Source organism: Luteimonas terrae, assembly GCF_031457535.1.
GTDB lineage: Bacteria > Pseudomonadota > Gammaproteobacteria > Xanthomonadales > Xanthomonadaceae > Luteimonas > Luteimonas terrae_A.
Genome location: NZ_JAVDWO010000011.1, coordinates 55,841 through 73,657 on the forward strand (window position 1 = coordinate 55,841; position 17,817 = coordinate 73,657).

Consider the following 17,817-nt stretch of genomic DNA (forward strand, 5'->3'; position numbering starts at 1 on the left):
AGGCTGTAGGCCCACCCGATACTCGTCGCTTGAGCGAGGGCGATCCGGTCCGCATCTGGCACACCTGGTCGCGAAGCCGACACATTGCCTGCCTAGCATCGACCGCGAGCCTCAACGGACACGCGCATGCGGATCGCCATTGCGGGCACCGGCTACGTCGGCCTCTCCAACGCCCTGTTGCTGGCGCAGCAGCATTCGGTGGTCGCATTGGACATCGACCCGATGCGTGTCGACATGCTCAACCAGCGCAGGTCTCCATTGGACGATGCCGAGGTCAGTGCGTACCTCGCCCGGGAGGACCTGGACTTCCGGGCGACGCTGATCCCGGCTGAAGCGTTCAAGGGCGCGCGGTACGTAGTTATCGCCACCCCCACCAACTACGACTCGACGACCAACACCTTCAACACGCGATCCGTGGAGGCCGTCATCGCCAACGTCCTGGCGATCGAGCCGGACGCCACCATGGTCATCAAGTCGACCGTACCCGTCGGTTACACGGAGCGCGTCCGCGCGATGTTCGGAACGGACAGCATCATCTTTTCGCCCGAGTTCCTGCGCGAAGGTCGGGCACTGCACGACAACCTCTACCCGAGCCGCATCGTCGTCGGTGAGCGGTCGGAACGCGCCACCGTGTTTGCGGAACTCATGCGCGAAGGCGCGCACAGATCCGATGTGCCGGTGATGTTCACCGAATCGACCGAGGCAGAAGCCATCAAGCTCTTCGCGAACACGTATCTCGCGATGCGCGTCGCCTATTTCAACGAGCTCGACAGCTACGCCTGCACGCACGGCCTGGATACGCGTCAGATCATCGAAGGCGTCTGCCTCGATCCGCGGATCGGCAATCACTACAACAATCCTTCCTTCGGCTACGGCGGCTACTGCCTGCCGAAGGACACGCGCCAGCTGCTCGCGAACTACGACGCGGTGCCGCAGAACCTGATCCAGGCGATCGTCTCGGCCAACACCACACGCAAGGATTTCATTGCCGCCGACATCGTGCGTCGCAACCCGAAGGTCGTCGGCATCTACCGCCTGGTGATGAAAGCCGGCAGCGACAACTTCCGCGCCTCCGCCATCCAGGGCGTCATGAAGCGGATCAAGGCGAAGGGCATCGAGGTGATCGTCTACGAGCCCGTACTCGATACACCGGACTTCTTCAGGTCACGCGTTGTCACTGATATCGCCGAGTTCAAGCAGCAGGCCGACCTGATTCTCGCGAACCGGATGACCGAAGAGATCCGCGACGTTGGAGACAAGATCTACAGCCGCGACCTATTCGGTGGGGACTGACGCGCCGGCGTGCAACCTCTGCACTCCGCTCGCCGTGCGGCCCTCGGAGGTGGATCTACGCCTCGGCACGTTATACGCAGGGGTGGCTGTCTGCTGATGCCCGGTTTCGATACAATGCGCGACCGCCCTGCCCGTTCCGACGGCTCGGCGTGTCCGATGCGCCTGTAGCTCAGCCGGATAGAGTAGTGGCTTCCGAAGCCATTGGTCGGGGGTTCGAATCCCTCCAGGCGCACCATTTCTGCGATGTTCGGCGCGGTGAATTTCCCGCGGTCGAGGGCATTTCGCAGCAGGGATTTTCCGTAGGTCTGTTGGCCCGGCGTCACACGTCGCTAGGGGAGCCTGCGCAGTGATTGCGGCGGCGCGCGGTCGATCCATCCGTCGATGTGATCGGGCCCGGTGGGGCGCTTGTTCAAGGATCCGGTGCCCGCCGTCGGGCGCAATCCAGCAGTTCCGGTTCTTTTCTCGCTTTGTCGGTTTGTGATTGCTGGGGCCAGCGCTCAATCAACGTCGACAGGGCGGGCCCCGGCATGCGCTGGGGCGACCGGGGACGTATGTCCGTCGTCTTTCTCTGTGTGAAATACGTCTGGGCCGCGTCGCTGGGCCCCGGCATGCGCCGGGGCGACGGCGCGCTTTTGCAATCGCGATCAGCGCGTCGGTGATGGCGGCTCGACTGCTTCAGGCGCCGCAGCGGGCTCTGTTGCGGGCGCGTCCGGATCGGTCGAGGTGTCAGGCGGACTGGCTGGCTCTGCCTCCGGCGCGGGGTCGACAGTGGGCTCCGTTTCCGGTGCAGGCTCGGTCGACGGTGCGGGCTGTGTTGCCGGCGCGGGGGCTGTTGCAGGCGCGGCCTCGGTTGCCTGCGCTGGCGCCACCGCAGGCGGTGCGTCCTCCGCGTGGACCTGGGCGGTCGGCACCCACGGCTTTTTCAGTTCGGCCAGTGCGGCGTTGATCGGGCCGTCGCCGGGCAAGGCCTCACCGCCGGTGGAGCCGTCTTCTTCATCGCCCTGCAGGTGGCCCGGCAGGTTGGCTTCGGTGTAGACGGTGGCGGCGCGTGGGGCGTTGGGATCGGCCGACTCCGCGCCCTCGGGGCGCAGGGTGGTGTCGGGGTCAATGCCGCGGGCCTGGATGGAGCGACCGCTCGGCGTGTAGTAGCGGGCGGTGGTGAGCTTCACCGAGTCGCCGTTGTCGAGCGGCAGCACGGTCTGCACCGATCCCTTGCCGAAGGTGCGGCTGCCGATGACGCGGGCGCGGTTGTTGTCGCGCAGGGCGCCAGCCAACACTTCGGAAGCGCTGGCCGAGCCCACGTCCACCAGCGCGATCACCGGCGCGCCGTCCAGCAGATCGCCAGGGGTAGCGCTGAATTCGGCATCGCTGATCGGGATGCGGCCGCGGGTGCTGACGATCTTGCCGCTGTCGAGAAGGTCGTCGGCAATCTGGACCGCGGAGGTCAGCAGGCCGCCGGGGTTGCTGCGCAGGTCGATGACCAGGCCGCGCAGGCTTCCGCCGGCCTGCTGCTTGAGTTCACCGACGATGCGGCTGAAGTCGGCGGCGGTGTCCATCTGGAACTGGCTCAGGCGGATGTAGCCGTAGCCGGGCTCGAGCATGCGGCCGCGCACGCTGACCACCCGGATGGTCTCGCGGTCGACACGGATCTCCAGCGGTGCGGTTTCGCCATCGCGCAGCACGCCGAGCATCACCGATGTCCCAGGCGCACCGCGCAGTGGACCAGCGCCGTTGTTGTCGGACGGCGTCAGCGTGCGGCCATCGACGCTGACGATGACATCGCCCGCGCGGATGCCGGCCTTCTCGGCGGGCGTGCCGTCGATCGGTGCGATGACGCGCATGCTGCCGTCGCCTAGGTACATCACCTCGACGCCGATGCCGTCGTACGCGCCCTCGGTGCCTTCGTCGAACGCGGTGGCGGTGTCCTTCTCCATGTAGACGCTGTGCGGGTCGAGATCGAGCAGCAGGCCGCGGATTGCGGATGACATCAGCTTGCGGTCTTCAACCGGCTCCACATACGCCTCGCGCACGGCGTTGAAGACGCCGACGTAACGGCGGATCTCCTGCAACGGGACACGGTTGGAGGCCTGCTCCATGGCGCCGGGATCGTCGCTGGCGGCGACTGGGATTTCGGCGTCGTCCGCAGCCGAGGGCGGATCGGTCGGCGCGTTCGCGGGCGGCGTGGGTTCCGACGCGTCGCTAGGGATCTCGGCTGGCGCCTCGACGGGCGGCGGAGTCTGCGCGAACGCGGCTGGCGACAACAGCAGGGACAGGGCCAGCGTCAGTGAACTCACGCGCATGCAGGACTCCGGGGAAAGGCGGGCGACACGCGCGGTCGCGCGTCGATCGATTATGCGGGCAGGGTGTGTGAATGCGTTAAAGGCGGGCGAGGATGTTCAGTTCTGCGGGTGTGTGGGGTGGTGGGGGCGTGGACGAGCGTTTTGAAGTCGTCCGGTGTGTGAAGACTGCGATCGGCTGCCCTCACCCCAACCCCTCTCCCAAGGGGAGAGGGGCTCGATTTCGCGCGCGGGCCGCTGCAGCGCGTCTGCTGACGGATATCTCAACGCAATTTGGAGGTTCGGTTGAGCCCCTCTCCCGCTGGGAGAGGGGTTGGGGTGAGGGCGACGTTCGCGAGGATGACTTCGAGCACGGATTCCGTACGCACCAGAACATCGTGATTCCAGAAGCGCAGCACGCGATAGCCGCGGCGTTCCAGAAAACGTGTACGGCCGGCATCCGCCGCTTCGTGATGCTGGGAGCCGTCAACTTCGACGATCAGCCTAGCCTCGACACTGAGAAAGTCGACGATGAAAGGACCGAGGGGTTGCTGCCTTCTGAACTTCGCCCCGAGGCGTCGATCGCGCAGGTGGAACCACAGCAGGCGTTCGGCATCGGTGGATTCGCGGCGGAGTTGGCGCGCGAACTGAAGTTTGGCGAGCGTGGAATGCATGCGCCGGACTCCGGGGGATCCGGCTGCAGTGTTGAGGTGCGTGGGTGTGGGTTCGCTCGGGGGAGGCGGGATCGAGCTGTGGGGGATTGCCGCGGCGGGGTCTGTCGCCGGGCTCCGAAACAGGTCTCAGCGAGCGTCTGCCTTCACCTCAACCCCCGCTCCGCACCCCAGCCCTCGCGCTGACGCGAGGGCGTTCGTCGACGCGCGAGCCAATGGCTCGCCAGCGCGCCGCCTCACTCCAAAGGGAGAGGGGCTCGTACAGTGCGAGCGCCGGGCCTTTAGCCCCTCTCCCGCTGGGAGAGGGGTTGGGGTGAGGGCGCTTTCAGCTTCCGGCACTCAACCCTGAATCAGCGCCGCTGCAACCACGTCGTCGGATTCACCGGCGCGCCGTTCTGGCGCAGCTCGAAGTACAGGCCGCTGCGGCCCTGGCCGCCGGAGCTGCCGACGCTGGAGACGGTGTCGCCGCGGCGCACCGTGTTGCCGACGCTCTTGAGCAGGCCGTCGTTGTGCGCGTAGAGGCTCATGTAGCCGTTGCCGTGGTCGACGATCAGCAGCATGCCGTAGCCGGTCATCCATTCGGCGAAGACCACGGTGCCGTCGGCGACGGCTTTGACCGCCGTGCCGGCCGGTGCACCGATCAGGATGCCGGTGCTGCTGCGGCCGTCGGGCAGCTTGCCGCCGTAGGCAGTGAGCAGGCTGCCGCTGACCGGCCAGCCGAGTCCACCGACCTGCGGTGCACTGGTGCGGGCGACCTGGGTGGGGGGGCGCGGCGCTGGGCGCGGACGTCCCGCGGCCGTCGCTTCGCGGGCTTCGCGCGCTTCACGTTCGCGTGCGGCCGCAGCCGCGGCGCGGCGTTCGGCCTCAGCACGGCGTGCCGCCTCACGCAGCTGGGTGAGCACGCGTTCGAGCGAACGCGCATCGCGGCCCAGCGCTTTCTCGCGGGCGCTGCGGTCGCTGAAACGCGATTCGAGGCCCTTGACCGCTTCGGCGCGCTGACTGCGATCGCTTTCGACCTTGGCCAGCTGCGCGCGTTGTTCGACCTGCGCGGCTTCGAGCGCGGCGCGGCGGTCCTGGATCGCGGCCTCGATGCCGTCGAGTTCGCCCATCTCCGCGCGCAGTTCGGAAATCCGCGTGCTGCGCTGCTGCTGCAGATAGCGGTGATAGGTCAGCAGACGGCCGGCATCGGCCACGCGATCCTGCGCGAGCATCAGCTTGAGCGCGGCCTCGTCGCCGACGGTGTAGGCGGCGCGCACGAGGGCGGCGAGTTCTTCTCGGCGCGTTTCGACCGTGGATTCGAGTTCGACCCGGCGCGCCTGCAGTTTCTCCAGCGCGAGCTGTTCTTCGGCAAGCTTGATCCGTGTTTCGCGAAGCGCGCGCGCGGAGGTCGACACCTGTTCGTCAGCCGCGCGCAGCTCGCGCGCCGCTTCGCCGCGCTGGCCTTCAAGACGGCGACGCTCCGCGGCGACGTCGCGCAGTTCCTTGCGCACGCGCTCGAGCCGGCGCTCGGTCTCGCGGCTGTTCTGCGCCGCAGCCTCAAGCACCGGCAGCGCCGCGACGAGCAGCGCGACCAGCAGCAGCGCGCGGCCACGGGCCATGTTCAGCCGGCGGCCTGCAGCAGGCTGCGGCCGGTCATCTCGGCCGGCTGTTCGACCCCGATCAGATCGAGGATTGTGGGCGCCAGATCGCGCAGTGCGCCACCGCCGCGCAGCGGCACGTCGCGGCTGCCGACGTAGATCAGATCCACCGGGCCGACGGTGTGCGAGGTATGCGGCTCGCCGGTTTCCGGGTCGCGCATCATTTCGACATTGCCGTGGTCAGCAGTGACGAGCAGTTCACCGCCCTGTTCGCGTACGGCCGCGACGATTTCGCCGACCGCCTTGTCTACCGTTTCCACGGCCTTGATCGCCGCGGCCAGCACGCCGGTGTGGCCGACCATGTCCGGATTGGCGAAGTTGCAGATCACCACGTCGAAGCGCTGGTCGCGCACGGCCTGCACGAGCTTCGCGCAGACTTCGGGCGCGCTCATTTCCGGCTGCAGATCGTAGGTGGCGACCTTGGGGCTCGGCACCAGGATGCGGTCCTCGCCCGGATAGGGATCCTCGCGGCCGCCGCTCATGAAGAACGTCACGTGCGCGTACTTCTCGGTTTCGGCGATGCGCAACTGGGTCATGCCGTTCGCGCCGAGCACTTCGCCGAGCGTGTTCGGCAGGTTGTCCGGCGCGAATGCGAGCGGGGCGGGCAGGCGCGCGTCGTATTCGGTGAGGCAGACGAAGCGCGCGAGCTGCGGGCGGCGCGCCTCGAATCCTGCGAACGCGGGATCGACGAACGCAGCGGTCAGCTGGCGTGCGCGGTCGGCGCGGAAATTCATGAAGACGACGGCGTCGCCATCGGCCATCGGCGTGGCGCCGTCGATGACGGTCGGCAACACGAACTCGTCGTTCTCGTCTCGCGCATACGCGGCCTGCAGAGCGGCGACCGCATCGGGCGCGTGGTGCGGCGATGTCGCGTCGACGATCGCATCCCAGGCCAGACGCACGCGCTCCCAGCGATTGTCGCGGTCCATCGCGTAGTAACGGCCGGACACGCTGGCGACGTGCGCATTGCCAAGCACGGCGCAGTGGTCCTGCAGCGCGCGCAGGCTGGGTTCGGCCGAACGCGGGGGCATGTCGCGGCCGTCGGTGAACGCATGCACGGCGACGCGGGCGACGCCGCGTTTGGCGGCGAGGTCGATCATCGCGGCCAGATGCGCTTCGTGGCTGTGCACGCCGCCGGGCGACAGCAGGCCCATGACGTGCAGCGTGCAGCCGTTCGTGCGCACCGCGTCGCAGGCGGCCAGCAGTTCGGCGTTGTCGAAGAAGCTGCCGTCCTCGATCGCCGCGTCGATGCGGGTCAGGTCCTGGTAGACGATGCGCCCGGCGCCGATATTCATGTGGCCGACTTCGGAATTGCCCATCTGCCCGTCCGGCAGGCCGACGTAACGGCCCTCGGTGTGGATCAGCGTGGTCGGGTGCTCGGCCAGCAGGCGGCGCCAGTTGGGAATGTCGGCGAGCGCCAGGGCGTTGTCGCGCGGATCGTCACGGTGCCCCCAGCCATCGAGGATCAGCAGGACGACGGGGCGCGGACGGGGAGAGCTGGCAGCGTGCGGCACGACGATCGACCCAGTGACCAAAGACAGATGCGATTGTAGCGAAGCGGGGGCAAGCTACCTGTCGACGGGTTTGCGCCCGCCCTTTCATTCACGAGGTCACGGCCATGTTCCCAGCCCATGCGCGTTTGCGCTCCGCCCCCCTGCTGCTCGCCGCCGCGCTCGCGCTGTCGAGCGGTGCCGTCTTCGCGCAGGCGGACATCTCCAAGGTCAATGGCGGCGTCGAGGCCGAAGCCGGGCAGACCTATCGTGACCTGAGCACGGTCAACGGCGGCATCCGCATCGGCGACGGTGCCAAGGCGCGCGACGTGGAAACCGTCAACGGCGGCATCCGCGCCGGCGATGGCATCCAGGTCGAGGACATGGAAACCGTCAACGGCGGCATCCAGATCGGCGCGCGTGCGCAGGCCAAGTCGCTGACCACGGTCAATGGTGGCATTCGCGTCGGCACCGACGCCCAGCTCGGCGGCAACGTCGAAAGCGTCAGCGGCGGCGTGTTCGTCGACCGTGGCGGTCGTATCGACGGCAACGTCTCGACGGTCAATGGCGCGATCGGCGTGGTCGGCACCGAAGTCACCGGCGATGTGAAAACGGTCAATGGCGACGTCACCATCGGCACCGGCTCGCACGTGCGCGGCAAGCTGGTGGTCGACAAGCCGTCGTCGAACTGGTTTCCGGTGACGATCAGCCGTCGCAACCCGCGTGTGATCATCGGTCCCGACGCGATCGTCGACGGCCCGCTGGAGTTCAAGCGCGAAGTCACGCTGTATGTGCACACCAGCGCCAAGACCGGTGCGATCAGTGGCGCGACCGCAGTGCCCTACGACAGCGCGCGGGCGCCGCAGGAGTAAGGGCGCCAATTGATGGATCGGCGCGTTCGTTGCGGCCGCGATTGAAGTCGCGGGGTTTCACGGACCGCAGGGATCGACTGAAGCGTCGGTGCGGTTGAACACCTCTCCCTCCGGGAGAGAGCCTGCCCCGGACCTGATCCGGGGTCGAAGCGCGTAGCGCTTCGGGTGACGGTTGAGGCTTTGCTCGGCATCGATCCCAAAGCACCCTCACCCCAACCCCTCTCCCGGAGGGAGAGGGAATTAGGAATGAAGCGTCGTCGCAGTCGGCCCCCTCTCTCTTTGGAACAGGGGCTCCATGTAGCGCGCGGCCTAAGGTGTACTGGAGTCGAGATGTGTCAGATCGCATCGATCAAGCACCTCTCCCTCCGGGAGAGGTCGAAGCGCACAGCGCTTCGGGTGAGGGTTGAGGCTTTACTCAGCAGAGCCCCGAAGCACCCTAACCCCAACCCCTCGCTCCGCGCCCCTGCCCTCGCCCTGACGCGAGGGCGTTCGTCGACACGTAAGCCGATGGCTCGCCGGCGTGCCGCCTCTCCCCAAGGGGAGAGGGGCTCATCTATCGCGCGGTAGGAGCTGTTGCGCTCTACTCGCAGCCTGCATCGCGCAGCACTACTCAGGCGCGCAACAGCCGCTTAAAAGCATCACCCCCTGAACGCACGTATAGTGCGGCCTCCACGATTTTCCGGAGATTCCAGGATGCGCAAACCCCTTCTGCTGCTGGCCTTGCCGGCTGCGCTGGTGCTCGCCGCGTGTGGCGACAAGACCGCCACACCGGATGCCGCCACGCCGCCCGATGCGCAGGCTGCCCATACGTTCTCGCCCGACATCACCGCTGGCGATTTCGGCGAGATGGTGCGCGTGCTGGCGTCCGACGAGTTCGAAGGCCGCGCGCCCGGCACCGCCGGTGAAGACAAGACGGTCGAATACATCAAGGCCCAGTTCGAGCGCATCGGCCTGCAGCCGGGCGGCGACAACAACGACTGGTACCAGACGGTGCCGATGGTCGAGACCACCGCCGATCCGTCGACCGTGCTGCGCCTGAGCAACAGCGCCGGGACGCGCGATCTGAAGTTCGGCGACGAGATGGTGATCGGCACGCGCACCGGCCAAGCTGAGATCAACGTCGCCGACAGCGAACTGGTGTTCGTCGGTTACGGCGTCGATGCGCCGGAGCAGAACTGGAACGACTACGCGGGCCTCGACCTCAAGGGCAAGACCGTCGTCATGCTGGTCAACGACCCGGGCTTCCACGCCAACGACGCGACGCTGTTCGACGGCGAGAAGATGACCTACTACGGTCGATGGACGTACAAGTTCGAGGAAGCCGCGCGCAAGGGCGCTGTGGCTGCGCTGATCATCCACGACACGCCAGGCGCCTCGTACGGCTGGGACGTGGTGAAGAATTCCTGGTCGGGCGCGCAGTTCGACCTGCGCGCAGAGGACGATCCGGAACCGCGCCTGCCGGCGCAGGGCTGGATCACCGGCGACGTCGCGAAGCAGCTGTTCGCCGACGCCGGCCTCGATCTCGACGAACAGATCAAGGCGGCCAACACGCGCGGCTTCAAGCCGGTGCCGCTCAACGCGACGGTCGGTTTCGATCTCAAGAGCACGATCGCCGAGAAGAGCTCGCGCAACGTGATCGGCATCCTGCCGGGCAGCGAGGCGCCGGACGAGGCGATCCTCTATCTCGCGCACTGGGATCACCTCGGCAAGCACGAGGGTGAGGGCGACACGATCTACAACGGCGCGATCGACAACGCGACCGGCGTGGCCGGCATCATCGAGATCGCCGAGAAGTTCGCCACCACCGAACCCAAGCCGAAGCGCTCGCTGGTGTTCCTGGCGGTCACGCTCGAGGAGTCGGGTCTGCTGGGCAGCAAGTACTACGTGGCGCAGCCGAGCATCGGCCTGGCGCAGACAGTCGGCGTGATCAACCTCGATGCGATGAGCGTGGCCGGTCCGTCGCGTGACTTCGTGGTCACCGGCAAGGGCAACTCGGAACTCGAGGACATCCTCAAGACCTACGCCGACCAGCAGAACCGCACCCTGGTCGAGGAAGGCAACACGGCCGGCGGTTTCTACTTCCGCTCCGATCACTTCAACTTCGCCAAGGCCGGCGTGCCGGCGCTGTATGCGAAGGGCGGCAACGATCTCGTCGACGGCGGCACCGCCGGTGGCAAGGCCGCGACCGACGATTACGCCAAGCGTTATCACCAGCCCAGCGACGAGTACAACCCGGACTGGAACCTCGAAGGCGTGGTGCAGGATCTCGAAGCGCTGTACGGCGTGGGCCGTACGCTGGCCGACGACGGCCAGTGGCCGAACTGGTACGAGGGCAACCCGTTCAAGGCCGCGCGCGACCAGATGCGCAGTGAGGCGGATGGGGCGCCGTAAGGCAGCGTTTGCAAGTACGTGATACGAGGGCGGCGACAGCGATGTCGCCGCCTTTTTTGCTCTAAGCCCTTCCCCGCCAAGCGGGGAAGGGCTCGATCCGTCTCACCTCGCGCACGCAGACACGACCCGCGTCTGCATGCGATAAGCCATCGACCGGAACTCAAGGAACGACCCGATGACCTTGTCCACCGCCTACTGGTGTGTGCTGATCGCTGCGCTGCTGCCCTACTGCTGGGTCGCACTCGCGAAGGCATCGGTGCCGCGCTACAACAATCGGGATCCGCGTGGCTGGATTGCGCAACAGACGCACCCGCGATTGAAGCGCGCCTACAACGCGCATCTCAATGCACTGGAGGCCTTCGCACCGTTCGCGGCAGGCGTGGTGCTCGCACAGCTGGCCGGCGTGGTCCATGACCGCATCGCGATGCTGGCGGTCGCTTTCGTCGCACTGCGCGTGCTGCATGGCGTCGCCTACGTCGCGGATCTCGCCTGGCTGCGCAGCCTTGCGTGGTTCGGTGCGCTCGCTTGCGTGGTCGCATTGCTCGCACAGGCCGCGTTGTCGATCGCATGAGCGCCGCTGACACGTCGGACACGCGACCGGTGCTGGCGCTGTTCGATTTCGACGGCACGATCACCACGCGCGAGACACTGCCGGATTTCCTGCGCTACGCCACCCCGCCGCGACGCTTACGCTTGGGCAAACTACTGTTTGCGCTCCCGGTCATGGCCTACAAGCTCAATCTGCTGCCGGTATCTGGACTGCGCACCCTGCTCGTCCGCTATGCGTTCGGCGGTCTGCCACAGCCCGATGTCGAAGCTGCAGGCCGGCGTTTCGCTGCCACCGTCCTGCCACCGCTGGTGAGGCCGGAGATGCAGGCGCGCATCGATGCCCATCGCGCACGTGGCGATACCGTGGTCGTGGTGTCCGCCGGTTTCGATGTCTATCTGGCGCCGTGGTGCGAAGCGCAGGGCGTCGAACTCGTGTGCTCATCCATGGAAGCGCGGGACGGTCAAATGACCGGTCGTTACGCCGGCGCGCAGTGCGCCGCGGAGGAGAAAGTCCGGCGCGTCCGCGAACGCTATGACATGACGGCCTATCGCGAGGTCCATGCACATGGCGACACGCACGAGGATCATGCACTGCTCAGGCTGGCGCACATGGCGACGTATCGCGGCATGCCCTGGCCGCTGTCCAGGTAGCAATGCGGCGGACCGGTCAGCGACGCTGGCGAGCCACCACCGGATTGCGGGATCGTGGCTGGAACAGCGCGACGCTTGGTTCGACCATCCCGACAGCCAAAGAAAAGCCGCCCGCCCTGGAGGAGGCGGACGGCAACGGAGGCCGGTCGGAGAGAGAGTGCGCCGGGGGGCGCCGACGTCAGAAACGTCGAACCGGTCTCACTGGCAGAGCAGATTCGAGGGAACGCGCATTGATCAGGTGCCGCTCGAGGTCGTGCCGTCGCCTTCGATCGGCGGCGTCGCTGGCGGCGTGGTCATCGGATCGGTCGGCGGCGGCATGGTCGGATCCGTCGGCGGCGGCGTCATGGGATCGGTCGGCGTCGGATTCATCGGATCCGTGGCGGGATCAACCGGCGGCGCGGCAGGATCGTTCATCGGCGCCGGATCGGTCGGCGTCACATCCGGCGGCGGCGGGTCGTTGCTGCAGGCGGTGAACGCGAAGGCCATCGCGGCCACCAGCGGGAGAGCGATACGTCGCATCGAAGAACTCCTTCATGGATGTTGAGCCGCAGTGTGGGCGGATGGGTGTATCGCCGGTGTCATTCAGTCCGTAGAAATTCCGTTATGTGCAAGCGCATTCGCGCCACCAGTTCACGAATGTTGCATGGGCTTGACGTGTCAGGCGCCTGCAGCGCGACGACGACAGCATCGTCACGCAATGCAGCCAAGACTTCGCGGATGCTGCTGCATGATCCTGTTCCGCCCTCCTCTGGAGTTGGCGATGTCGACGCGCGATGCCGCTGGCTCGCGCAGCGTTTCGATGCCGTACGCAAGCGGAGCGCGACGCTCGCGGCGCCGATCGGGCCCGAGGACGCGATGGTCCAGAGCATGGAAGATGCCAGCCCGACGAAATGGCATCTTGCGCACACGACCTGGTTTTTCGAACGCTTCGTAGTCGCTGATGGGGCGCCGTATACGCCCTTCGATCCCGCCTGGGATTACCTGTTCAACAGCTACTACCAGAGCGCGGGGCCGATGCATGCGCGGCCGCAGCGCGGTGTGCTGTCCCGCCCCACTCTCGCGCAGGTGTTCGATTACCGTGACGCGGTCGAATCGCGCATGCGCGACCGTTTGCAGCGCGGTGATCTCGACACGCGGCTGCTCGACGTCGTCGAACTCGGTCTGCAGCACGAACAGCAGCATCAGGAACTGCTGCTCACCGACATCAAGCATGCGTTCTTCAGCAACCCGCTCCACCCCGCCTATCGCGACGACCTGGCCGGCGCGGGCGGCAGCGCGTCCGCACTCAACTGGATCGCGCGGCAGGAGACGATCATCGAAGCCGGTCATCCCGTGTGGCCCGGTTGCGACGGTTTCGCCTACGACAACGAATCACCACGGCACCGTGTGCTGGTCCCGGCGCATGCGCTGGCGAGCCGGCCGGTCAACAACGCCGAGTTCCGCGCGTTCGTCGATGCTGGCGGATATCGCACGGCGGGCGTCTGGCTCAGCGCCGGCTGGGACATGGTGCGCGCGCGTGGCTGGACACGGCCGTTGTACTGGAGCCAGGACTGCGATACCGAGTTCACGCTGGGGGGGTGGCGCCCGCTCGACCCCGAGGCCCCCGTCTGTCATCTGAGCTATTACGAAGCGGACGCCTTCGCGCGCTGGGCGGGCGCGCGCCTGCCGACCGAGTTCGAATGGGAACAGGCGGCGGCCGCGCTGCCGGTGGCCGGCAACTTCGTCGACAGCGGCCGGCTGCATCCCTGTTCGCCGGCGACCGAGTCCACCGGCCTGCAGCAGATGTTCGGCGATGTCTGGGAATGGACCTCCAGCGCCTACACCGCGTATCCCGGCTATCGGCCGTGGCCGGGCACGCTGGGCGAGTACAACGGGAAATTCATGGACGCGCAGTGGGTGCTTCGCGGCGGCAGCTGCGCGACCTCCGCCGACCATGTGCGCGCCAGCTACCGCAACTTCTTTCCCTCCGATGCGCGATGGCAGTTCGCCGGTTTGCGCCTGGCCAAGGATTCCGCATGAATGCCGCCATCGCCCGCGCTCGCGCACAGGCCGCCCTGACCGACCTGCGCCCGCGGCCCGACGATATCGCCGCCGACGCGATCGCCGGCCTGTCCGCAGCGCCGAAGACCCTGCCGTCGAAGTACTTCTACGATGCGGAAGGCTCGCGCCTGTTCGAAGCGATCACGCGCCAACCGGAGTACTACCTCACCCGTATCGAACTGGCCTTGATGGAAGCGCAGATGGCGTCCATCGCGCAGGCCGTCGGCGATGGCGTGCACGTGGTGGAATTCGGCAGCGGCAGCGGGCGCAAGACCGAACTGCTGCTTGAAGGGCTGGAGGCGCCGGTCGCGTATACGCCGATCGAAATCTCGCGTACCGCGTTAATGGACAGCGTCACCCGTCTCGGCCAGGAGTTTTCCGACGTGCAGATGCTGCCGGTATGCGCGGACTTCACCCGCCCGGTGTCGCTGCCCCGCGCCGACCGGCAGGCACAGCGCACGCTGGTGTTTTTTCCGGGATCGACGCTCGGCAATTTTTCCGACGACGAGGCCATCCGTCTGCTCCGCTCGATGCGCGACACGATGGGCGACGACGGATGCGCCCTGATCGGTATCGATCTCGACAAGGACCCGGCGATCATCGAAGCCGCCTACAACGACCAGGCCGGTGTCACCGCCGCGTTCACGCTCAACCTGCTGACGCGGCTCAACCGTGAGATCGGCAGCGATTTCGAGATCGATGGTTTTCGCCACCGTGCGGTGTATGCACGCGACCGGATGCGGATCGAGACGATGCTGGTCAGCGAATGCGCGCAGACCGTGCGGATTGGCGAACACGCCTTCGATTTCGGCGCAGGTGAGGTGATGCACGTCGAGATCAGCCAGAAGTACACCGATGCCTCGTTCTCCGCGCTGGCCGCGCGGGCCGGACTTCGGGTCACCCATGGCTGGAACGACGGAAACGATCGCTTCGGCCTGCGGCTGTTGCAGCCGGCCTGAGCCGGTGACCCTGGACGATGTCCGCATCGCCTCGGAGATCCGCGCACTACTGAGCGAACGCGCGTCCGGGGCGTCGATCTGTCCCTCCGAAGTCGCGCGCCGCCTGCACACCAGCCCTGCTTGGCGTGACGCGATGGCGGATGTACGACGCGTTGCGAAAGCGCTTGCGTTGGATGGCGTGGTGCGAATCACCCAGTCGGACGCAGTACTCGATCCGGACGCGCCGATCGTCGGCCCGATCCGCTTGCGGCGTGGCGGCCGCTGGGAAGACGACGGGATCCCCGACTGACGAATGCGCGCCCGGCGTGCCGTATCGTGTCGCGCATGACGACGCGTCCGCTGCCACGCGACAAACCCTTCGCGCCCTCGTGCGACCGCAACCGCGCACCGATTCTCGAGGTGCTGCGCGAACGGTTCGAGCACCGTCAGCATGTGTTGGAGATCGGCAGCGGCACCGGCCAGCACGCGGTGTATTTTGCCGGCGCGATGCCATGGCTGCGCTGGCAGACCTCGGAACGCGAGGCGCATCTGCCGGGCATCGCGCTGTGGCTCGACGAGGCGGGCCTGCCCAATACACCAGCGCCGGTGATGCTCGACGTCACGCAGCCCACCTGGCCGGCCTCAACCGCAGCCGACAGCCGGTTCGATGCCGTGTTCACCGCGAACACCCTGCACATCATGAGCTGGGCGGAGGTCGAGGCCTGCTTCGCCGGGCTCGCTCACGCGCTTGCCGACGATGCGACGCTGGTGATCTACGGCCCCTTCAATGTCGGCGGCGCATACACCAGCGACAGCAACCGCGAATTCGACGGCTGGCTCAAGGCCCGCGATCCGCGATCGGGCATCCGGGATTTCGAAGCGGTCGATGCGCTGGCATCGGGCATCGGGCTGCGGTTGCAGGACGACATCGAGATGCCGTCGAACAACCGCTGCCTGGTCTGGCGTCGCTCCAGCGCCGCGCGCGTTGCGCTCGACCGGTAGCGGCACGCACGCGCTTCGAGCGCTGCGATCACTGCAAGGAATCCAGCGACAACCGGCGACTCGCCACGCCGGGATCATCCGTCTACCCACCGCGGCGGCCCCATCCGTGAAACCGGTCGCGGCGGTTGACCGCACGTCATGGCTACAATCGGCGCGGGGATGTCGGGTCTTCGGCACGACACAGCAAAGACATACGGGGGAAATGAATATGGAATACCTGCGTTCCGGCCTGTGCGGCCTGGGCCTGCTGTTCGCGTTGAACGTTGGCGCGCAGACGCTGCCGGCGCCGGCCGAGTTCTATTTCGACGACGACACGCGCACCGCGTCACCGGTCGTCGCGATTACCGGCGATGACGACCAGACACATGCGCGGCTGATGCAGCTGATCGACCGCAACGCCCGCAATGCGGACCAGGCGCGCGCGCAGCTGGCGCAGGCGCTGATGCGCAGTGGTCGCGAGGACACCGGCCGCGCGATGTATGCGCAGGCGCTTGCTTCGCTGTCGGTGCGTTCGAACCAGCGCAGCACGGTGCATTGGAACTACGGTTGGGATCTGTATCGCAGCGGCCACCATCAGGAAGCGCTCGATCAATGGCGGCAGGCGCTGGAGGGCCGGCTGGTGCGTCCTTCGTGGGCGCCGCCGACGCTCGCACTGGCGCTGTGGTCGAACGACCGCCGCGAAGAGGCGGTGCGCTGGTACGCGGCTGCCGTGCGAACCGAGCCGACCCTCTGGTCCGACCCCGCACGCTATCCGACGCTGCTGCCCGACTGGACGGCTGCCGAGCGCGCGACGCTGGCGGAGGTATTCGCCGCGTGGCAGGCGGCGCCGCCAGCGTGGCCGTGACTCGAGCGTGGTGAATCCGGCGGGCGCCTGACTGCACGGAACGCGCGATCCATCGCTATCCGGGCGTGGGCTGCAACTGCGTCTCGATGGCGCGAAGCGCGGCTTATCCAGCCCTCTCGATTTTCACCTCGGTCATTGACGGGGCCGCAGTTGAGTTCCCACTGCACCCTGCGGTCGCAAAAGGCACTGGATCCCGGCCTGCGCCGGGATGACGGTGCTGATGTCTGCGAGGCGTCGCAATCGCGGGTTCATCCAGACAAACCTGCTCGCCGAACGCGCCCGTGCGCTCACTGCGCTTCTTCGATCAGTGTTTGTCTTCCACCGGAATCCGCCGCGCGACTAGCCACTCGCGCACGGTCTCGCGGTCGCGCTTCGCGTCCGCTGACAGCACCGCGTCGCGCGCGCGGAAGAACGAAGGCTGGAAGGTCACACCCACACGGTCGCGAGCGGTGGGATCGGCGCCGGCTTCGAGGAAGCGCACCACCCAGCCGGTCGCGTTGATGCGCGCCGCCTTGTGCAGCAGGGTCGCACCGAACGCGTCGGTCGCATCGGCGCGCGCACCGGCTTCCAGCAGCAGGCGGATGGTGTCGTCGTTGCGCGCTTCGAGCGCGTTGAACAACGGCGTCTCACCGTTCTTGGTATTGGGCGTGTCGGGCGACGCGCCGCCGGCCAGCAGCGTTTTCAGATAATCGGCATCGTCCTGCATCGCGGCCACGTGCACGGCGGTGTTGCCGTTGGCCGCGCCGGTGGTCGCGTCCGCGCCGGCATCGAGCAAGGCCTGGAACGCGCGGCGGTCGCCACGCAGGATCGCGGCCTGCAGCAGTGGCGAACCCTGGGTGTCCTTGGCGTTGGGATTGGCACCATCGGCGATCAGGCGGCGGATCTCTGCGGCATCACCCGCGCTCGCAGCGCGCGACAGTGCGGAGGCGGCGGGATCGGAGGCGTGGTCCTGGGTCATGCTTGTTCCTTGTCTGGCGCAGGCGCTGCTGGCAGCGAGCGCCAACACGATGCAGGCGATGATCCGCCACTGCGGAAATGGCGCGATCGAAGCGACACCCATCATGTCGAGGCCTCCGAAGCGGTACAAGCCGTCAGCCTAGCCCGACAGGGGGTCGGGCGTCGTGACAGGGTGCGGGGATGCCGGGCGCACACGCAGCCCGGCA

The 17,817-nt window shown here is 67.2% G+C and carries 16 protein-coding genes and 1 tRNA gene; 11 read left to right on the top strand and 6 right to left on the bottom strand.

Translation table 11 applies throughout. The features are described 5' to 3' along the window. Nucleotides 1-126: 126 nt before the first annotated feature. Both J2W68_RS13200 and J2W68_RS13205 read left to right on the top strand, forming a co-directional pair. The gene (locus tag J2W68_RS13200; protein WP_310236607.1) at nucleotides 127-1,293 is read left to right on the top strand and encodes a nucleotide sugar dehydrogenase; all 1,167 of its coding nucleotides are present in this window, start codon (nucleotides 127-129) and stop codon (nucleotides 1,291-1,293) included. A gap of 158 nt (nucleotides 1,294-1,451) precedes the next feature. After that, a tRNA-Arg gene (locus tag J2W68_RS13205) sits at nucleotides 1,452-1,528 on the top strand. Nucleotides 1,529-1,937: 409 nt separating this feature from the next. Here the strand turns inward: J2W68_RS13205 and J2W68_RS13210 are convergent. From J2W68_RS13210 to gpmI, 4 genes are all read right to left on the bottom strand, one after another. Then, nucleotides 1,938-3,593 carry a S41 family peptidase gene (locus tag J2W68_RS13210; protein ID WP_310236608.1) on the bottom strand — a complete coding sequence of 552 codons (1,656 nt, stop codon included), beginning with the start codon at nucleotides 3,591-3,593 and terminating at the stop codon, nucleotides 1,938-1,940. A 260-nt stretch (nucleotides 3,594-3,853) separates the two neighbouring features. Then, nucleotides 3,854-4,243 carry an endonuclease domain-containing protein gene (locus tag J2W68_RS13215; protein WP_310236610.1) on the bottom strand — a complete coding sequence of 130 codons (390 nt, stop codon included), beginning with the start codon at nucleotides 4,241-4,243 and terminating at the stop codon, nucleotides 3,854-3,856. A 347-nt stretch (nucleotides 4,244-4,590) separates the two neighbouring features. Then, on the bottom strand, nucleotides 4,591-5,838 hold the full coding sequence (locus J2W68_RS13220) for a murein hydrolase activator EnvC family protein (protein WP_310236612.1): 1,248 nt from the start codon (nucleotides 5,836-5,838) through the stop codon (nucleotides 4,591-4,593). 2 nt (nucleotides 5,839-5,840) lie between these two features. Then, nucleotides 5,841-7,391, bottom strand: coding sequence for a 2,3-bisphosphoglycerate-independent phosphoglycerate mutase (gene gpmI / locus J2W68_RS13225; RefSeq protein WP_310236614.1), 1,551 nt, complete (start codon nucleotides 7,389-7,391; stop codon nucleotides 5,841-5,843). A 104-nt stretch (nucleotides 7,392-7,495) separates the two neighbouring features. On the opposite strand from gpmI, the gene J2W68_RS13230 reads away from it, so the two are divergent. The 4 genes from J2W68_RS13230 (at nucleotide 7,496) to J2W68_RS13245 (ending at nucleotide 11,830) form a co-directional block, all read left to right on the top strand. Then, the gene (locus J2W68_RS13230; protein WP_310236616.1) at nucleotides 7,496-8,239 is read left to right on the top strand and encodes a hypothetical protein; all 744 of its coding nucleotides are present in this window, start codon (nucleotides 7,496-7,498) and stop codon (nucleotides 8,237-8,239) included. Between the two features lie 693 nt (nucleotides 8,240-8,932). Beyond that, nucleotides 8,933-10,630 carry a M28 family metallopeptidase gene (locus J2W68_RS13235; protein ID WP_310236618.1) on the top strand — a complete coding sequence of 566 codons (1,698 nt, stop codon included), beginning with the start codon at nucleotides 8,933-8,935 and terminating at the stop codon, nucleotides 10,628-10,630. Nucleotides 10,631-10,805: 175 nt separating this feature from the next. Beyond that, a complete protein-coding gene (locus tag J2W68_RS13240) occupies nucleotides 10,806-11,201 on the top strand; it encodes an MAPEG family protein (RefSeq protein ID WP_310236620.1) in 396 nt (131 codons plus the stop codon). Then, nucleotides 11,198-11,830, top strand: coding sequence for an HAD family hydrolase (locus J2W68_RS13245; RefSeq protein WP_310236622.1), 633 nt, complete (start codon nucleotides 11,198-11,200; stop codon nucleotides 11,828-11,830). The genes J2W68_RS13240 and J2W68_RS13245 overlap by 4 nt, the downstream gene beginning before the upstream one ends. A gap of 234 nt (nucleotides 11,831-12,064) precedes the next feature. Here the strand turns inward: J2W68_RS13245 and J2W68_RS13250 are convergent, their stop codons facing one another. Then, nucleotides 12,065-12,349 carry a hypothetical protein gene (locus J2W68_RS13250; RefSeq protein WP_310236624.1) on the bottom strand — a complete coding sequence of 95 codons (285 nt, stop codon included), beginning with the start codon at nucleotides 12,347-12,349 and terminating at the stop codon, nucleotides 12,065-12,067. A 198-nt stretch (nucleotides 12,350-12,547) separates the two neighbouring features. On the opposite strand from J2W68_RS13250, the gene egtB reads away from it, so the two are divergent. The 5 genes from egtB (at nucleotide 12,548) to J2W68_RS13275 (ending at nucleotide 16,654) form a co-directional block, all read left to right on the top strand. Next, nucleotides 12,548-13,849 (top strand): ergothioneine biosynthesis protein EgtB, encoded by a 1,302-nt coding sequence (egtB, locus tag J2W68_RS13255; protein ID WP_310236625.1) that lies wholly within the window; start codon nucleotides 12,548-12,550, stop codon nucleotides 13,847-13,849. Beyond that, entirely contained in the window at nucleotides 13,846-14,829 is a 984-nt protein-coding gene (gene egtD, locus J2W68_RS13260; RefSeq protein ID WP_310236627.1) for an L-histidine N(alpha)-methyltransferase, read from the top strand. The genes egtB and egtD overlap by 4 nt, the downstream gene beginning before the upstream one ends. A gap of 4 nt (nucleotides 14,830-14,833) precedes the next feature. Further along, a complete protein-coding gene (locus tag J2W68_RS13265) occupies nucleotides 14,834-15,118 on the top strand; it encodes a DUF3253 domain-containing protein (RefSeq protein ID WP_310236629.1) in 285 nt (94 codons plus the stop codon). A gap of 35 nt (nucleotides 15,119-15,153) precedes the next feature. Then, entirely contained in the window at nucleotides 15,154-15,810 is a 657-nt protein-coding gene (locus J2W68_RS13270) for a DUF938 domain-containing protein (RefSeq protein ID WP_310236631.1), read from the top strand. Between the two features lie 202 nt (nucleotides 15,811-16,012). After that, nucleotides 16,013-16,654: a tetratricopeptide repeat protein gene (locus J2W68_RS13275; RefSeq protein ID WP_310236632.1), complete on the top strand. Its 642-nt coding sequence runs from the start codon at nucleotides 16,013-16,015 to the stop codon at nucleotides 16,652-16,654. A 304-nt stretch (nucleotides 16,655-16,958) separates the two neighbouring features. Here J2W68_RS13275 and J2W68_RS13280 read toward each other — a convergent pair whose 3' ends face one another. Beyond that, entirely contained in the window at nucleotides 16,959-17,612 is a 654-nt protein-coding gene (locus tag J2W68_RS13280) for an ankyrin repeat domain-containing protein (RefSeq protein ID WP_310236634.1), read from the bottom strand. Between the last annotated feature and the right edge of the window lie 205 nt (nucleotides 17,613-17,817).

Bases quoted from the DNA above. Each gene is read 5' to 3' on its own strand.
- J2W68_RS13200 (WP_310236607.1), top strand. From the start codon at position 127: ATGCGGATCGCCATTGCGGGCACCGGCTACGTCGGCCTCTCCAACGCC.
- J2W68_RS13210 (WP_310236608.1), bottom strand. From the start codon at position 3,593: ATGCGCGTGAGTTCACTGACGCTGGCCCTGTCCCTGCTGTTGTCGCCA.
- J2W68_RS13215 (WP_310236610.1), bottom strand. From the start codon at position 4,243: ATGCATTCCACGCTCGCCAAACTTCAGTTCGCGCGCCAACTCCGCCGC.
- J2W68_RS13220 (WP_310236612.1), bottom strand. From the start codon at position 5,838: ATGGCCCGTGGCCGCGCGCTGCTGCTGGTCGCGCTGCTCGTCGCGGCG.
- J2W68_RS13230 (WP_310236616.1), top strand. From the start codon at position 7,496: ATGTTCCCAGCCCATGCGCGTTTGCGCTCCGCCCCCCTGCTGCTCGCC.
- J2W68_RS13235 (WP_310236618.1), top strand. From the start codon at position 8,933: ATGCGCAAACCCCTTCTGCTGCTGGCCTTGCCGGCTGCGCTGGTGCTC.
- J2W68_RS13240 (WP_310236620.1), top strand. From the start codon at position 10,806: ATGACCTTGTCCACCGCCTACTGGTGTGTGCTGATCGCTGCGCTGCTG.
- J2W68_RS13245 (WP_310236622.1), top strand. From the start codon at position 11,198: ATGAGCGCCGCTGACACGTCGGACACGCGACCGGTGCTGGCGCTGTTC.
- J2W68_RS13250 (WP_310236624.1), bottom strand. From the start codon at position 12,349: ATGCGACGTATCGCTCTCCCGCTGGTGGCCGCGATGGCCTTCGCGTTC.
- egtB (WP_310236625.1), top strand. From the start codon at position 12,548: ATGCTGCTGCATGATCCTGTTCCGCCCTCCTCTGGAGTTGGCGATGTC.
- egtD (WP_310236627.1), top strand. From the start codon at position 13,846: ATGAATGCCGCCATCGCCCGCGCTCGCGCACAGGCCGCCCTGACCGAC.
- J2W68_RS13270 (WP_310236631.1), top strand. From the start codon at position 15,154: ATGACGACGCGTCCGCTGCCACGCGACAAACCCTTCGCGCCCTCGTGC.
- J2W68_RS13275 (WP_310236632.1), top strand. From the start codon at position 16,013: ATGAATATGGAATACCTGCGTTCCGGCCTGTGCGGCCTGGGCCTGCTG.
- J2W68_RS13280 (WP_310236634.1), bottom strand. From the start codon at position 17,612: ATGACCCAGGACCACGCCTCCGATCCCGCCGCCTCCGCACTGTCGCGC.